Annotated in this window: 15 protein-coding genes and 2 pseudogenes; 6 read left to right on the forward strand and 11 right to left on the reverse strand. The window is 70.7% G+C overall.

Annotated elements, in window-relative coordinates; all coding sequences use genetic code 11:
• Positions 1-145: 145 nt before the first annotated feature.
• A pseudogene (locus H566_RS25105) lies at positions 146-805 on the forward strand (ATP-binding protein); the annotation flags it as partial.
• 26 nt (positions 806-831) lie between these two features.
• Positions 832-1,218, forward strand: coding sequence for an Hpt domain-containing protein (locus H566_RS0113760; RefSeq protein ID WP_028311891.1), 387 nt, complete (start codon positions 832-834; stop codon positions 1,216-1,218).
• A 103-nt stretch (positions 1,219-1,321) separates the two neighbouring features.
• On the opposite strand, the gene H566_RS0113765 is transcribed toward H566_RS0113760, so the two are convergent.
• The 6 genes from H566_RS0113765 to H566_RS0113795 form a co-directional block, all read right to left on the reverse strand.
• Positions 1,322-1,783, reverse strand: coding sequence for a PH domain-containing protein (locus tag H566_RS0113765; protein WP_028311892.1), 462 nt, complete (start codon positions 1,781-1,783; stop codon positions 1,322-1,324).
• A complete protein-coding gene (locus H566_RS28405) occupies positions 1,780-2,103 on the reverse strand; it encodes a DUF1289 domain-containing protein (protein ID WP_084545100.1) in 324 nt (107 codons plus the stop codon). The genes H566_RS0113765 and H566_RS28405 overlap by 4 nt, the downstream gene beginning before the upstream one ends.
• Before the next feature lie 16 nt (positions 2,104-2,119).
• Positions 2,120-2,980 (reverse strand): formyltetrahydrofolate deformylase, encoded by an 861-nt coding sequence (gene purU / locus H566_RS0113775; protein WP_028311893.1) that lies wholly within the window; start codon positions 2,978-2,980, stop codon positions 2,120-2,122.
• A gap of 166 nt (positions 2,981-3,146) precedes the next feature.
• Complete coding sequence (gene can, locus H566_RS0113780) at positions 3,147-3,866, reverse strand: carbonate dehydratase (RefSeq protein ID WP_051378834.1); 720 nt, start codon at positions 3,864-3,866, stop codon at positions 3,147-3,149.
• 289 nt (positions 3,867-4,155) lie between these two features.
• Positions 4,156-4,557 (reverse strand): YchJ family protein, encoded by a 402-nt coding sequence (locus H566_RS0113790; protein ID WP_028311895.1) that lies wholly within the window; start codon positions 4,555-4,557, stop codon positions 4,156-4,158.
• 55 nt (positions 4,558-4,612) lie between these two features.
• The gene (locus H566_RS0113795; RefSeq protein ID WP_084545101.1) at positions 4,613-5,137 is read right to left on the reverse strand and encodes a PaaI family thioesterase; all 525 of its coding nucleotides are present in this window, start codon (positions 5,135-5,137) and stop codon (positions 4,613-4,615) included.
• A 123-nt stretch (positions 5,138-5,260) separates the two neighbouring features.
• Here H566_RS0113795 and H566_RS0113800 point away from each other — a divergent pair, with 123 nt between their 5' ends.
• Positions 5,261-6,313: an MBL fold metallo-hydrolase gene (locus tag H566_RS0113800; protein ID WP_028311897.1), complete on the forward strand. Its 1,053-nt coding sequence runs from the start codon at positions 5,261-5,263 to the stop codon at positions 6,311-6,313.
• 567 nt (positions 6,314-6,880) lie between these two features.
• On the opposite strand, the pseudogene H566_RS30070 reads toward H566_RS0113800, so the two are convergent.
• The 4 genes and pseudogenes from H566_RS30070 to argS form a co-directional block, all read right to left on the reverse strand.
• Positions 6,881-7,675: pseudogene (locus H566_RS30070) on the reverse strand (SDR family oxidoreductase); the annotation flags it as partial.
• A 26-nt stretch (positions 7,676-7,701) separates the two neighbouring features.
• The gene (locus tag H566_RS0113810) at positions 7,702-8,382 is read right to left on the reverse strand and encodes a thiol:disulfide interchange protein DsbA/DsbL (protein ID WP_245591360.1); all 681 of its coding nucleotides are present in this window, start codon (positions 8,380-8,382) and stop codon (positions 7,702-7,704) included.
• 230 nt (positions 8,383-8,612) lie between these two features.
• Positions 8,613-9,509 carry an SPOR domain-containing protein gene (locus H566_RS0113815; RefSeq protein WP_028311899.1) on the reverse strand — a complete coding sequence of 299 codons (897 nt, stop codon included), beginning with the start codon at positions 9,507-9,509 and terminating at the stop codon, positions 8,613-8,615.
• Positions 9,510-9,612: 103 nt separating this feature from the next.
• Complete coding sequence (gene argS, locus H566_RS0113820) at positions 9,613-11,358, reverse strand: arginine--tRNA ligase (RefSeq protein ID WP_028311900.1); 1,746 nt, start codon at positions 11,356-11,358, stop codon at positions 9,613-9,615.
• 208 nt (positions 11,359-11,566) lie between these two features.
• On the opposite strand from argS, the gene H566_RS0113825 reads away from it, so the two are divergent.
• Positions 11,567-11,785 carry a hypothetical protein gene (locus tag H566_RS0113825; protein ID WP_028311901.1) on the forward strand — a complete coding sequence of 73 codons (219 nt, stop codon included), beginning with the start codon at positions 11,567-11,569 and terminating at the stop codon, positions 11,783-11,785.
• Positions 11,786-11,950: 165 nt separating this feature from the next.
• A complete protein-coding gene (locus H566_RS29450) occupies positions 11,951-12,295 on the forward strand; it encodes a DUF1840 domain-containing protein (protein ID WP_028311902.1) in 345 nt (114 codons plus the stop codon).
• A gap of 170 nt (positions 12,296-12,465) precedes the next feature.
• Here H566_RS29450 and H566_RS0113835 read toward each other — a convergent pair whose 3' ends face one another.
• A complete protein-coding gene (locus H566_RS0113835; RefSeq protein WP_028311903.1) occupies positions 12,466-12,735 on the reverse strand; it encodes a GlsB/YeaQ/YmgE family stress response membrane protein in 270 nt (89 codons plus the stop codon).
• A 208-nt stretch (positions 12,736-12,943) separates the two neighbouring features.
• On the opposite strand from H566_RS0113835, the gene H566_RS0113840 reads away from it, so the two are divergent.
• Positions 12,944-13,486 carry a hypothetical protein gene (locus H566_RS0113840; RefSeq protein WP_028311904.1) on the forward strand — a complete coding sequence of 181 codons (543 nt, stop codon included), beginning with the start codon at positions 12,944-12,946 and terminating at the stop codon, positions 13,484-13,486.
• Positions 13,487-13,623 lie beyond the last annotated feature (137 nt).

Consider the following 13,623-nt stretch of genomic DNA (forward strand, 5'->3'; position numbering starts at 1 on the left):
TAAATCCAGTCGCGTCATCAGCTGTATTCCGTTAACCAGTCGCGCTTAAACTTGGAGTCGAGTCGCTGGAATGCTTGTAAATAGCATTCACCGTTCCCAGTGACAGTGAACTTGCGCAGTCGCATCTTCAAATGGATATCACAGCGGCAATCCGCCGCGGCCGGGCGAGATCTCGCTCGCGCATCGCGGCGTGCTCTTCCTCGACGAACTGCCCGAGTTCCAGCGCAACGTGCTCGAAGCCCTGCGCGAGCCGCTCGAAGCCGGACGCATCACCATCTCGCGCGCGGCGCGTCAGGCCGAGTTCCCGGCCCGCTTCCAGCTCGTCGCGGCGATGAATCCCTGCCCCTGCGGCCAGCGCGGCAATCCGCGCGCCGCCTGCCGCTGCACGCCCGAGGCGGTGCTGCGCTACCAGGGCCGCATCTCGGGGCCGCTGGCGGATCGGCTCGATCTGCATGTGGAAGTGCCGGCGGTTCCCGAGGCCGAACTGGTCGCGCCCGGCGCGGGCGAGCCGAGCGCCGTCGTGGCGGCGCGCGTGGCCGAAGCCCGCGCTCGCGCGGTCGAGCGCCAGGGAAAGCCCAATGCCGACCTCGAACCCGGCGAAGTCGAGCGCCACTGCCGCGCCAGCGCCGCCGCCCTCGAACGGCTTCAGGCCGTGAGCGCCAAACTCGGCTGGTCGGCGCGCAGCTTCCATCGCGTGCTCAAGATCGCGCGCAGCATCGCCGACCTTTCAGGGGAGATTGACCTGACGCCAGCCCACGTCAACGAGGCGGTGCAGTATCGTCGGGGGCTATCGCTTCCGGCCTGAGGGCCGCAACCCATCTTCATCACGCCATGCTCAGCCGCGACAACCCTCCCGTCTTCGATCCCGCCGCCCTCGACCGGCTGCGCATTCCGGTCGGCGCGGGTCAGGTTCCGCTCGTGGTGACGACGCTGCGCCTGTTCATTGAGACGACGCCCAAGCTTGCCAACGACGTGATCCGCGGCCTGCGCGACGGCGATGTCGACACGACCCGGCTCGCGGCGCACACGCTCAAGTCGAACAGCGCCATCGTTGGCGCCGAGGCGCTCGCCGCGCTCGCGCGCGACATCGAGCTCAAGGCGCGCGACGGCAAGCTCGAATCGGCCGTCGCCAGCCGCTTCGAGAAGCTCTATGCCGAGAGCGTCGCCAAGCTGGTCGGCGCGCTGGCCGACGAATCGCGCAAGGCCGGCATCGGCTGACGTCGGCGGCGCGACCATCCATTCGCCGGCATTCGCGCCGCCCTCGGCATCGGCCAGCGTGAGGCGGCCGATGCCGTCTTCATCCGGCCCCGGCCTTCGCCGCTCAGGCCACCGGATACCAGCGCGACATCAGTTCGAAGGCGCGCGACAGCAGGTCGCTGCCGGCATTCATCGCCACGACGCGGCCATCACTCAGCTTCACCAGCAGGCGCGCGCCGCCGTGCATGCGCACGAAGCGCATCGCCTCGATCTCGTCCCAGCGGATGCGGCGCTTGGCCATCCAGCTCTGGCGCAGGCCTTCGCCGTCGATGGTCATGGTCGAGCGCAGCAACGCGCAGTAGCTGCCGAAGATGAGCGCGGCCACCGCCGCCAGTCCGGCCCGCATGTTGGTGTCGAGCAGATCGGAGGTCTGGCCGAAGGCGCGCATCGACGTGAAGGCGATGCCGATCATCACCGCCGTCGCCATGCCCTTCATGAGCAGTCCGTAGGCCGGTCCGGTGATCGGCTGACGCGCGAAGCGCTCGCGCGGATGACCGGTCGGCTTGCCGGGATCGAATTCCCTCATCGCTGTTCCCTCGCCCGGGCGCGGGCGGCCCGGAGAATCGCATCGACCGCGTCGGCGTCGCGCCGCGCGGCGGCCTCATGCTCGCGGTCGAGCCGGTCGAAACGCAAGGGCAGTTGCGCCCAGAGTTGGCGTTTGCGCGCGGGCGTCATCGGTCCCCAGTGCGCGATCTCGTCGAGCGTGCGCAGGCAGCCTTCGCAATAGCCCGAGGCCGGGTCGATGCGGCAGACCGAGCGGCAGGGGCTCGGCAGGCTGTTGCCCTCGGCATAGCAGTCGCGCAGCTCCAGCCAGTGCCGCTCCAGACCGAAGACGCGCGCATGCATGTCGCGGCCGCCCGCTTCAGCGGAAGACGACGGTGCGCTTGCCGTTGAGCAGCACGCGGTCTTCGAGGTGGTACTTGAGCGCGCGCGAAAGCACGTTCTTCTCGACGTCGCGGCCGTAGCGCACGAGGTCCTCGGCGGTGTCGCCGTGGTCGATGCGCACCACGTCCTGCTCGATGATCGGGCCGGCATCCAGCTCGGACGTCACGTAATGCGAGGTCGCGCCGATGAGCTTCACGCCGCGGTCGAAGGCCTGGTGATAGGGCCGCGCGCCGATGAAGCTGGGCAGGAAGCTGTGGTGGATGTTGATGATCCGGCCCGGGTACTTGTCGCAGAGCTGGGGCGACAGGATCTGCATGTAGCGCGCGAGCACCATGACGTCGCCGCGATGCTCGCCGAACAGCCGGTCGATCTCGGCATAGGCCTCGACCTTGTTGTCGGGCGTGACCGGCACGTGAAAGTAGGGCACGTCATGCCACTCGACGTACTTGCGCAGGTCGTCGTGGTTACTGATGACGCAGGCGATGTCGCAGCCCAGGTCGCCCGAGCGCCAGCGGTACATCAGGTCCACCAGGCAGTGGTCCTGCTTGCTCACGAGCAGCACCACGCGCTTCTTCTGGCGCGAGTCGGACAGGCGCCAGTTCATCTCGTAGCTCGACGCGATCTGGCCGAAGGCCGTCACGAAGCTCTCGATGCCGCCTTCGAGCGAGCTGGCCTTGATGACGTTGCGCATGAAGAAGCGCCCCGTGTCCTGGTCGGCGTGGTGGTTGGATTCGAGGATCCAGCCTTGGCGGTCGGCAAGAAAGCCACTGACCGCCGCGACGATGCCGACCCGGTCGGGGCAGCTCAGCGCGAGCGTGTAGGTGTGTTCGGTGTTCATGATGGCGGGCGGTGCGGGAAGCCCGCGAGTTTACCGACGGCGGCGGACGGGCTGCCGGGCATGACATGGCACGGTCGGTCGGGCCGGAAAGGACGGCGCCGGATGCGGCCGCGTCCGCGATGACCGGGCCGACCGTGTCGCAGGCCGGCCCGCATCCACCCCAGCCTCAGACCGGCGTCTTGCGTTCGCGCGTCAGGGCCGCGCGCCGCGCCACCGCCGCGTCGCGCAGCGCGAGCAGGTCTGCGGGCTGGCCGTCGATGGTGAACTCCATGTCGTGCGCGATGCCGTCGCGGATGCCGTAGCACCAGCCGTGCACCACCAGCTTCTGGCCGCGCTTCCAGGCCTCGCGCACGAAGGTCGTGCGGCAGACGTTGCGTGCCTGCTCGATCACGTTCAGTTCGCACAGCAGGTCGTGCGCGGTGGATTCGTCGAGGCCGACAAAGTACTTGGTGTGGCGGAACAGCACGTCCTGCACATGGCGCAGCCAGTTGTCGGCGAGGCCGTCCATGCCGCCGCGCAGGGTCTGGAGCACGCCACCGCAGCCGTAGTGGCCGACGACCATGATGTGTTCCACCTTGAGCACGTCGATCGCGTACTCCAGCGTCGACAGGCAGTTCATGTCGGTATGCACGACCACGTTGGCGACGTTGCGGTGCACGAACAGCTCGCCCGGCGCGAGATCGACGATGTCGTTGGCGGGCACGCGGCTGTCGGCGCAGCCGATCCACATGTACCTGGGTTTCTGCTGCGCGACGAGGCGCGAGAAGTACTCGGGATCGCGGTCGGTCATGCGCTTGGACCAGCGCCGGTTGTTCGCGAACAGGTGGCCGAGATAGGTGTCGTCGGCGTCACCGGCGGAAGGAAGCTGGGAGGAGTCGTCGGTCATGGTCTTCTTGGTCGGAGGTGGGCCGGGCGGAAGCCGGTGCGCCAGGCGGCCGGCGGGGGTGCTGCCGGTCGGATTCGCGGCGGCCTGGAGCCGCGAGGCGCTGGGGATGACGCCGCGCGAGCGTAGCGCAGCCGGCTCGCGCCGGACCGCCACGTCCATGAGCATGAGCGGGCGAATTCCGACGGGCGGCGCGAGGCGAGGCGGGATGGGCGGCGACGGTGGCGGCCGAGCCGAGCCGAGCCGAGCCGAGCCGAGCCGAGCCGCCAGCGTCCATCCCCGCTTCGGCGGCTCAACCGTTCTCGAACAGATCCCCGTCGACGTAGAACCAGCGCCCGCCGTCCTTCACGAAGCGGCTGCGCTCGTGCAGCCGGTGCGCGCGGCCCGCGCCCTGCCCCGGTCCGGCGGCGCGCCAGCGCGCGATGAACTCGACCCAGCCCCATTCCGGCGAGGTCAGGCCGGCGCCCTTGACCGTGAGGCCGAGCCACCGGGTGCCTTCGTCGAGGTCGAGCGATGCGGGTCGCGTGCTCGCATGCCAGGTTTCGGTGAGCCAGCCGGCGCGGCCGAGCACGTAGGCGCTGTAGCGCGAGCGCATGAGCTGCTCGGGCGTGGCGGGCTGCTCGCCGCCATCGAGGAAGCGGCCGCAGCAGCGCGCGAAGGTGCCGCCGCCGCAAGGGCAGTCGACCGGGCTCATGCGGCACTCCGGCCGTCGGCGACGGCAGTGCCCGGCGGCACAGGCCACGCCGCCATCACACGCCCCATTGCGCGGCCGGCTCCATGCCCGCCAGCACCGCGAGCGTCTGCTGCATGAGCGCGACCTGCTTCTCGACGCCGTCCTTCACCGAGACGATGTCGATCGTGGTGATGACGAGCTGGCGGCCGGCGCGCACCACCTCGGCGTGACCGACGAGCTTCTCGCCCACGGCCGGCGCGAGGAAGTTGATCTTGAACTCGACCGCGACGATGCCGTCGTCGATGCCGGCCCTGGTGCAGCCGGCCGCACCGCCCACCGAATCTCCGAGCGTCGAGATGATGCCGCCGTGGTAGTAGCCGTGATGCTGGCTGACGGCCTCGGAGAACGGCAGCTCCATCGAGCAGCGTCCGGGCGCGAGGCTGACGATGTTCAGTCCAAGCAGGCGCGCGGGGCCTTGCGCGGCGTAGGCGGTGCGGATCTTGGCTTCGAGTCGGGGGTCGAGCGTGGCGGTCATCGTGGACGGGATCGGTGGCCGGGCGGGCCGGCGCTGGGTGGGAAGAAAGGCCTCGGGCGGCAGCATCTTGCCGCGCCGGCATGATGCCGGTGGCCGGACATGCCGGCTCGCCGACCGGCCGCCGAGAGGGTACAAGCGCCGGCAGGCCCTGTTCTATTCTCCATACCCCACCGCACGCCGCACCGCCCCATGAGCCACGCCGCCCTCGACTACCCGTTTTCCGAACCGCCGCCGCCCGCCACGCTCCAGCAGGTCGCGCCCGGCATCCACTGGCTGCGCATGCCGCTGCCGGTCGCGCTCGACCACATCAACCTCTGGCTGATCGAGGATGAATTCGAGGGCCGCCAGGGCTGGACCGTGGTGGACACCGGCATCGGCAACGACGCCACCCGCGCGCTGTGGGAGGAGGTGTTTGCCGGCTGGTTCGACGGCCATCCGCTGCTACGCGTGATCTGCACCCACATGCATCCCGACCACGCCGGCCTCGCCGGCTGGCTGTGCGAGCGCTGGAAGGCGCCGCTGTGGATGAGCGCCGCCGAATACCTCACCGCCTACGCCGCCTCGCACGGCGTGCGGCTGAACGACGGCGCCAGCATGGTCGAGCACTTCCGCACCCACGGCCTGCCGGCGTCCGACCACGAGACCATCCGCGATCGGGGCGGCTTCTATGCCAGCCATGTCACGCCGCTGCCGGGCAGCTATCGCCGGCTGGTGGCGGGCGAGGCCTCCCGGCTCGGCGGCCATGACTGGCGCGTGATCGTCGGCCTCGGCCACTCGCCCGAGCATGTGTCGCTCTACTGTGCGGGGCTTGATGTGCTGATCGCGGGCGACATGCTGCTGCCGCGCATCTCGGCCAACGTCACGGTGCCGGCCTGGGAGCCGATGTCGAATCCGCTCGCCGACTATCTCGACGGCCTGCGTGCCTTCCTTGCGCTGCCCGCGAGCATGAAGGTGCTGCCGTCGCACGGCCTGCCCTTCACCGGCGCGCACGGCCGCGTGAACGACCTGATCGAACACCACGCCCAGCGGCTCGATGAAACCCGCGCCGCCTGCGTCGCCGATCCCGGCGGCATCACTGCGACCGGGCTGGTGCCGATCCTGTTCCGCCGCAAGCTCGACATGCACCAGATGACCTTCGCGCTCGGCGAGGCGCTGGCGCATCTGCACTGGCTGTGGTTCGCGGGCGAGGTCGAGCGTGTGCAGACGGACGGGGTCTGGCGCTTCCGGGCGCTGAACGGCTAGCGCGCGGCTGCCCTTCGGCAGCCGGCCCGGGCCGGCCTCGCTGCTGACACCGCCCTGCCCCGATGGTGTCGCGGCGCGGGTGGCGGCGACCGAGCGCTGTGGCGCTCAGTCGTCGCCGCGCGGCTGGATGAGCGGCGAGGCCTCGTCGCCGTGGGCGCGCCAGCTCTGGATGCGGGTGGCGGGCGTGTCGTCGGCCTCGGCGGCGTCGATCGCCTCGGTCAGCGTCATCGGGCGCGCGAAGGGCGTGCCGGGCGGCGCGGATGGATTGCCGGCGCGTGTTGACGGCGCGCCCGCGCGCGTCGCCGGGCTGCGCGTCTGGGTATGCGGCGCGATGACCGTGGATGGCCCGTCGGCCGGGCGGACGGCGCGAACGCCGGGCGTGGTGGTGCGCGGATCGGACATGGCCGTCGGCGTGCCGGGGCGTGCCGCCTGGGCCCGCGTCGCGGGCGTGGCCTGCGCACGGGTCGTGGGCGCGCCCGCCTGGGTATCGGTCGCGCGCTGGGTGGTCGCGCCGCCCGCGCCGCTGCGCGGGGTCAGGCGCGGATGGCGGATCTTGCGCAGATCGACGCGCGGCTTGCGCGGCGCGTTGGAGAACAGCAGGTCATACAGCGCGTTGGGCAGCAGCCGCAGCAGCGTCGCCACCAGCCCCATGCGCCACGGGATCACCTGGAAGCTCGTGCCGCGCGCGATGGCCTTGGCGGCCGCCTCGGCAAAGGCGTCGGGCTGCATCAGGAAGGGCATCGGATAGGGATTGCCGCGCGTCATCGGCGTGTCGATGTAGCCCGGCGCGAGCGTGACCACGCGCACGTTGTAGTGCCGCATCTCCAGCCGCAGGCTCTCGGCATAGGCGATCGCCGCCGCCTTCGACGCGCTGTAGGCGCCCGCGCCCGGTAGACCGCGGATGCCGGCGACGCTGGCCATCGCCACCAGCGTGCCGCGCCGCTTGGCCTTCATCGCCTCCAGAAACGGCTGGAAGGTGGCGACCAGGCCCATGAGGTTGGTCTGCACGATCTGCTCGAACACGCCGAGGTCTTCCTGCAGCTCGGTGAGCGTGCCGGCCGAGATGCCGGCATTGGCGATGACGATGTCGGGACAGCCGAACTGGCGCATGTGCGCCATCGCGGCGGCGCGCAGCGCCTCGGTGTCGTTCACGTCGGCCACATGCACGCCGTAGCGCGAGCGTGTGAACGGCGCATGCGTCGGCAGCGAGGCGACGAGGGTGTTGAGCTTGTCCTCGCGCCGCGCCACCAGGCCGATGACCGCGCCCTCGCGCGCATAGCGCCGCACCAGCGCGGCGCCGATGCCGCTCGACGCGCCGGTGATGAACACGTTGAGGGGCCGCTGGCGGCCGTTGCGCGGCAATTCCGCCCCGACGTCGAGAAAGGGGATCAGCGACCGGAACGAAGCCGGTCGAGCACGAAGTCCATGGTCCGCACCGTCGCCTCGCGTGAGCCCGCCATCGAGGGTGCCGTCAAGAACCGGCCACCCAGGCCGACCGAAGGTGTGCCGTCGATCTTCCATGCGTCCACCACGCGGCGCTGGTTCTGCGTCCGGGCCTGGACGCCGAAGGAATTGAAGGTATCGGTCCATTTCTTCTTGTCGATCCCTTGCCTGGCGATGAAGTCGGCAATCGCGTCCGGCGTGTTGAGCACCACATGGTCGCGGTGCATGGCGTTGAAGACCGTGTCATGCAGGCGGTCGGCCTCACCCAGCGCTTCCAGGGCGTAATAAAGCCGGGTGTGGATCTCGGCGCGCGGGTCGAAGGCAACCGGGGCGCGCTTGATGACCACATCGGCCGGCTTGCGCGCGACCCAGGCCTCGAAGGTCGGCAGCCATTCGAAGCAGTGCGGGCAGCCGTACCAGAAGAAGTCGAGCACCTCGATCTTGCCGGCCGGCGTGCTCACGGGCTGGGGCGGGTCGACGCGACGGTATTCGCGGCCCTCGGTCGGCGCGGGTTGCGCGACGGCGGGCAGGCTCGCGGCCAGCGGCAAGGCGGCGGCGCCGAGCATCAGGCGACGGCGGACTTCGGAACTGGCGACGACGGACGGTAGGACTCGGTTGGCGGGCATGTCGGGCTGGCCGCGCGGGGCGGCGTGGGATCAAGTTAGTGGACAAGCCGGCGGGGGGTTCGGTCCCGGCGGCGGGAACGGTCACGCGGCGCGCGCGGGCCGACAAGCGTACGACCGTGGCGCCACGGGGGCGCGGTTGCGGCGCGGAGCGGATTCCGCGACCGGTGTGCCACGGGCCGACCAGCATCCGTCGCTCTCCGGCCCGCACGCATTACATGAACAGCGTGCGCTCACGGCGCGCGCACCACCGAGGCGTCGATGCCGTTCTGCGCCAGGGTCTGGCGCATGCGGTTGAGGTCGTCGAGCTTGAGCACCGGACCGATGCGCACGCGGTAGATCGGGTCGCCAGCGCCTTCGCGCGGGCTGACGCGGGCGTCATAGCCGAGCAGGGCGAGGCGCGCGCGCATGGCGTCGGCATCGGCTTCGTTGCGGAAGGCGCCGGCCTGGAGCAGGTAGCGGGTCTCGGGCGCGGTGGCCGGGGCGGCGGTCGTGCCGGGCGCGGGAATCGCGACCGCACCCGGCACGGCGGCGGGCGCGGCGCTTGCGGTCGGGGCCGCGCCCGCCGCCGGACGGGCGGCCGTCTGGCCGGTGGTGCTGCCCGGCGGCTGCGAACCGGCCGGTTGCGGCTGGCCCGCGGCGGCGCCGGTGGGCGCGGCGGGCGTCTCGCCGGGCTTGCGGCCGGGCATCAGGTCGTAGAACGAGAACTGGCGGTCGCCCTGGGGCTGGGCCGGCGCCGGACGGGCTGCGGCGGACTGGCCCGCCGCAGCCTGCGGTGTCTGGCCGGATGACTGTGGCGCAGACTGCCCTGCTGCCGGCTGGGCCACCTGCCCGGGCGCGGGCTGGGTCGGTGCCGGTTGGGTCGGAGCCGACTGGGCCACCGGCGGTGCGACGGTCGCGGACGGCATGCCCCCATCGCGGCCGTAGAAGGGCTTGTTGGGATCGGGCGGCGCGCCCGGCGTGTCGGGGCCGACCTTGACGTTAGGCCGGTTCACGAAGGGCACCGGCGCCTTGGTGATGAACAGCGCCACACCCACCGCGACCGCCAGCCCGGTCACGAGGCCGAGGATGAAGCCGAGGAAGGTGCCGCCACGCAGGCTGCGCGGCGGGGCGGAGGGAGGTCGTTTCATGGCTTTCCTTCTGAGACCGGCACGCCGGCCGGCGCGCGGCGCGAGGGTCCGGCCGGGCTGGCACCGCCGCCGCGAAGGCCGACGACATCCGCCCGGCCGCGCCTCACATCTTGTCGGGTGCGCTCACGCCGAGGAGGGCGAGCGCGTTGCGCAGCACCGTGCGCGTCGCCAGCAGCAGCGCGAGGCGCGCCGTCTTGAGCGCCGCGTCGTCCACCAGCACGCGCTCGGCGTTGTAGAAGCTGTGGAAGTCGGCGGCAAGCTCGCGCAGGTAGAAGGCGACGAGGTGGGGCGCGAAATCGTTGGCGGCGACGGCGAGCGTGTCCGGGTACTCGGCGAGGCGCTGCATGAGCGCGAGCGCCTTCTCGTTGCCCTCGCCCGCGAGCGGCGCGAGGTCGGCGGCGGCCAGCACGTCGTCGGCGATGCCGCCGGCGTTCAGCACCGAGCAGATGCGCGCATGCGCGTACTGCACGTAGAACACCGGGTTCTCGTCGGTCTGCTTCACCGCGAGATCGACGTCGAAGATGAATTCGGTATCCGCCTTCCGGCTCGCGAGAAAGAAGCGCACCGCATCGCGGCCGGTCCAGTCGATGAGGTCGCGCACGGTCACGTAGCTGCCGGCGCGCTTGGAGATCTTCACCTCCTCGCCGCCCTTCATGACCGTGACCATCTTGTGCAGCACGTAGTCGGGGAAGCCGTTGGCGATGCCGATGTCGAGCGCCTGGAGGCCGGCGCGCACGCGGGCGATCGTGCCGTGGTGGTCGCTGCCCTGGATGTTGACCGCCTTGGTAAAGCCGCGCTCCCACTTGGTGACGTGGTAGGCCACGTCGGGCACGAAGTAGGTGTAGGTGCCGTCGGACTTGCGCATGACGCGGTCCTTGTCGTCCTTCACCTTGCTGCCGGCGAGCTGGCCAAGGTCGGCGAAGTCGGTCGTGCGCAGCCAGAGCGCGCCTTCCGATTCATAGGTCTTGCCCGAGGCGACGAGCGCATCGACCGCCGCCTTCACCTTGCCGTCGGTGTAGAGGCTCGACTCCAGGTAGTAGTTGTCGAAGCGCACGCCGAAGGCTTGCAGATCGAGGTCCTGCTCGTGGCGCAGATAGGCCACGGCGAACTGGCGGATCGAGTCGAGGTCGTCGGCATTGCCGCTGCCGGTGAACTCGCGGTCGTCGGCATGCACGGTCTTGCCGGCGAGGAAGTCGGTGGCGATGTCGGCGATGTAGTCGCCGTTGTAGGCGGCGGCGGGCCAGCCTTCGTCACCGGGCTTGAAGCCCTTGGCGCGCGCCTGCACCGAGATGGCGAGGTTGCCGATCTGCACGCCGGCGTCGTTGTAATAGAACTCGCGATGCACCTTCCAGCCTTGGGTGGCGAGCAGATTGCAGATCGCGTCGCCGAGCGCGGCCTGGCGGCCGTGGCCGACATGCAGCGGGCCGGTCGGGTTGGCCGAGACGAACTCGACGATCACCTTGCCGGGGCCGGCGTCGGCGCCTTCCGCGCCGCGCGCGCTCGGCGCGAGGCCGAACCGCGCGCCCTGCTCCAGCACCTGGCGCACCACCTGCTGCTTGGCGCTCGCACGCAGGCGCAGGTTCACGAAACCGGGGCCGGCCAGCTCGGCCGATTCGATCAGCGCGGCGCCCTCGGCGTCTTCCTGAAGCGCCTTGACGATGTTTTCCGCGAGTTCGCGCGGGTTTTTCCTGAGCGGTTTCGCGATCTGGAGCGCGACGTTGGTGGCAATGTCGCCATGCGCGACGGCCTTCGGGCGTTCGAGCGCGATGTTGGGCGTGGCACCGGGGGCTGCGACCTGCACCGCGCGACCGATGGCGGCGATGAGGGCGGTTCTGAGTTCGGGAAGCATGAAAAGGCAATCGCGGAGGGCGGCGCGCGACGGCGGCGCCGGGCCGTGGATTGTAGCGAAGGGGTTGCCATGAATCGCCCGGCCTCCTCCGCCCTTTTCGCGGCTTTGGCCGCCGGCCTCCCGACCGATGATCTGCCTGCGGACCCGGTTACCGGGCGCCGTCCTTCAGCAGCTCCGTTTCAACATCCGCCCGCAGGGGGCCAGCACCATGATCGAAGAACATTTCCCGTATGCCGTCGGCGCCATCGTGTTCGCGCTCGCCGCGAACGGCATGTGGGTACCGGCCATCTTCGTGGGTGCGCTCGCGCTGATGGCCTCGCCGCTCATCTACGCCCGTGATCCGCACGAGTCGGACTACGAGGCCGAGGACGACCTGCGCCGCCACGACCGCCTGCACCGCGACATCCGCCGTCATCACGAAGACTGACCCCGACCGGCGCGGCGCGCGAACACCGCACGCATGAATCGCGCGCCCCACGGCGCACGACTCCCGCCGACCGGCCCGTCGCCGCGACGCGAACCGAAACACGCCCGCCCGGCTCCTCGCCACGCACGGGCGCACAATCGCCGCATTCGGTTTCAGGAGGCGGCGATGTCATTGGTCAGGTTCTCAAGCAAGGCTGCGGCCGAGGTCTTCATGCTCGAAGACCATGCGGCGCGGCTGCTGCAGGCGATCGGCAAGGAAGCCGAGCCGCGCGGTGTCATCACCGCCGTCCAGATTCCCGACGCCCTCGCCCGCCTGCGCGGCGCCATCCGTGCCGAGCAGCAGGCCGAGGTCGAAGCCGCCGCGCGCGGACTGCCGACAGTGGATGAAGACAACGACGAGGCGCGCGAGCGCCGCGCCAACCATGTGAGCCTCGACCGCCGCGCCTTCCCGCTCATCGACATGCTTGAGAAGTCGGCGGCCAAGGGGGTGGACGTGCTCTGGGGCGTGTAGGCCCTTCCAACAGCAACACTTCGCACGTGACAAGGCCCGGTGCCCGCCTCGCGGCGACACCGGGCCTTGTCATGAGCGCGCCGCATGCGCGACAGCGGCGCCTGACCGTTCGGACCCGGGCATGAAACCCGGGCTGACGACGGCTGCCGCCACTGCCACGCCACCGACTGTCAGCGCACGCTGCCGCGCCGGAAGAGATTGATGATCGCCAGCAGGATCACCGCGCCGAGCAGCGACACCACCAGCCCCGAAAGGCTGAAGTCGCCCGCGTTGATGGTGCCTGCGCCGATGAGCGGACTGATGAGCCAGCCGCCGAGCAGCGCGCCGACGATGCCGACGACAATGTTCAGGAAGATGCCCTGCTGGGCATCGGTACGCATGATGAGCGAGGCGATCCAGCCGAGGACGCCGCCGACGATGATCCAGGCGATGAAACCCATTGCTTCTCTCCCAGGGGGGTTGCGAGGTTGAAAGATGTCGTCGAAAGGCGGGTTCGACGTGGACGCAGTGTGGTGGCGGGCCGTCGGCCCGCGTGTAGGAATGGCCGCCGTCGCGCTGTCGGGCGCGCGCACCGCGGAGCCGTCGAATCGCCCGACTTTCCCTGCCCGCCCGGCGCACGCCGACGGCCCAAGTCTTCGAGGTTGCTGCATGAACCCCTCCCGCCCGCCCCGCTCCGATGCCGACATCGCCGAGGACGATCCGCTCGACGCGCCACTGCCCGAGCTCGAACTGCCGCCCGCGCTGGCGCGCGGCGAACGCCGCCTCGCCGGCCTCGCGCGCGCCGCCTGGCGGCTCCTGGCCGATGTGGGCGGACAGGGCTTGCGCACCCTCTTCTTCGAGCAGCACGGCGCGCGTCTGCCGACGCGCGAGGGGCCGGTCACGACACTGCTGTTCGTGCTCGCGGCCTACGCAGCCGCGTTGCGCTGGGTGCCGGAGTACGGCATGGGGCCGGGCAGCTTCTATGCGGCGTTCTCGCTGCTCGTGATCGCGGCCGCGAGCGCGAGTCGGCCCCAGCGCTTTCGCGTGGCGGCGGCGCTGTGCGCTGGCAGCGTGGTGCTCGACCTGTTCGCGGCGACGCTCTACGCGCTGTTCGCGGGGCAGGACTGGACGGTGCTGAACCTGACGACCGCAGGCTGGGGAATGCTCGCGGGCGTGGTGGCGATGCGGCGGATCGGGCGGCAGCGGGCGTGATGTCGCAAGCGCTTGCGCGGGATTGATCGCGGCCCCTGGCACGCGCCTGCGTCAAGCGATCACGGCGGCAGGAGCGCGATCAGGTGCTCGGCCGGCCCTCGCCCGGGGCGCGCACCGCGGCCCCATCGACCTGCGCC

Origin of the sequence: Derxia gummosa DSM 723 (genome assembly GCF_000482785.1) — a bacterium.
GTDB lineage: Bacteria > Pseudomonadota > Gammaproteobacteria > Burkholderiales > Burkholderiaceae_E > Derxia > Derxia gummosa.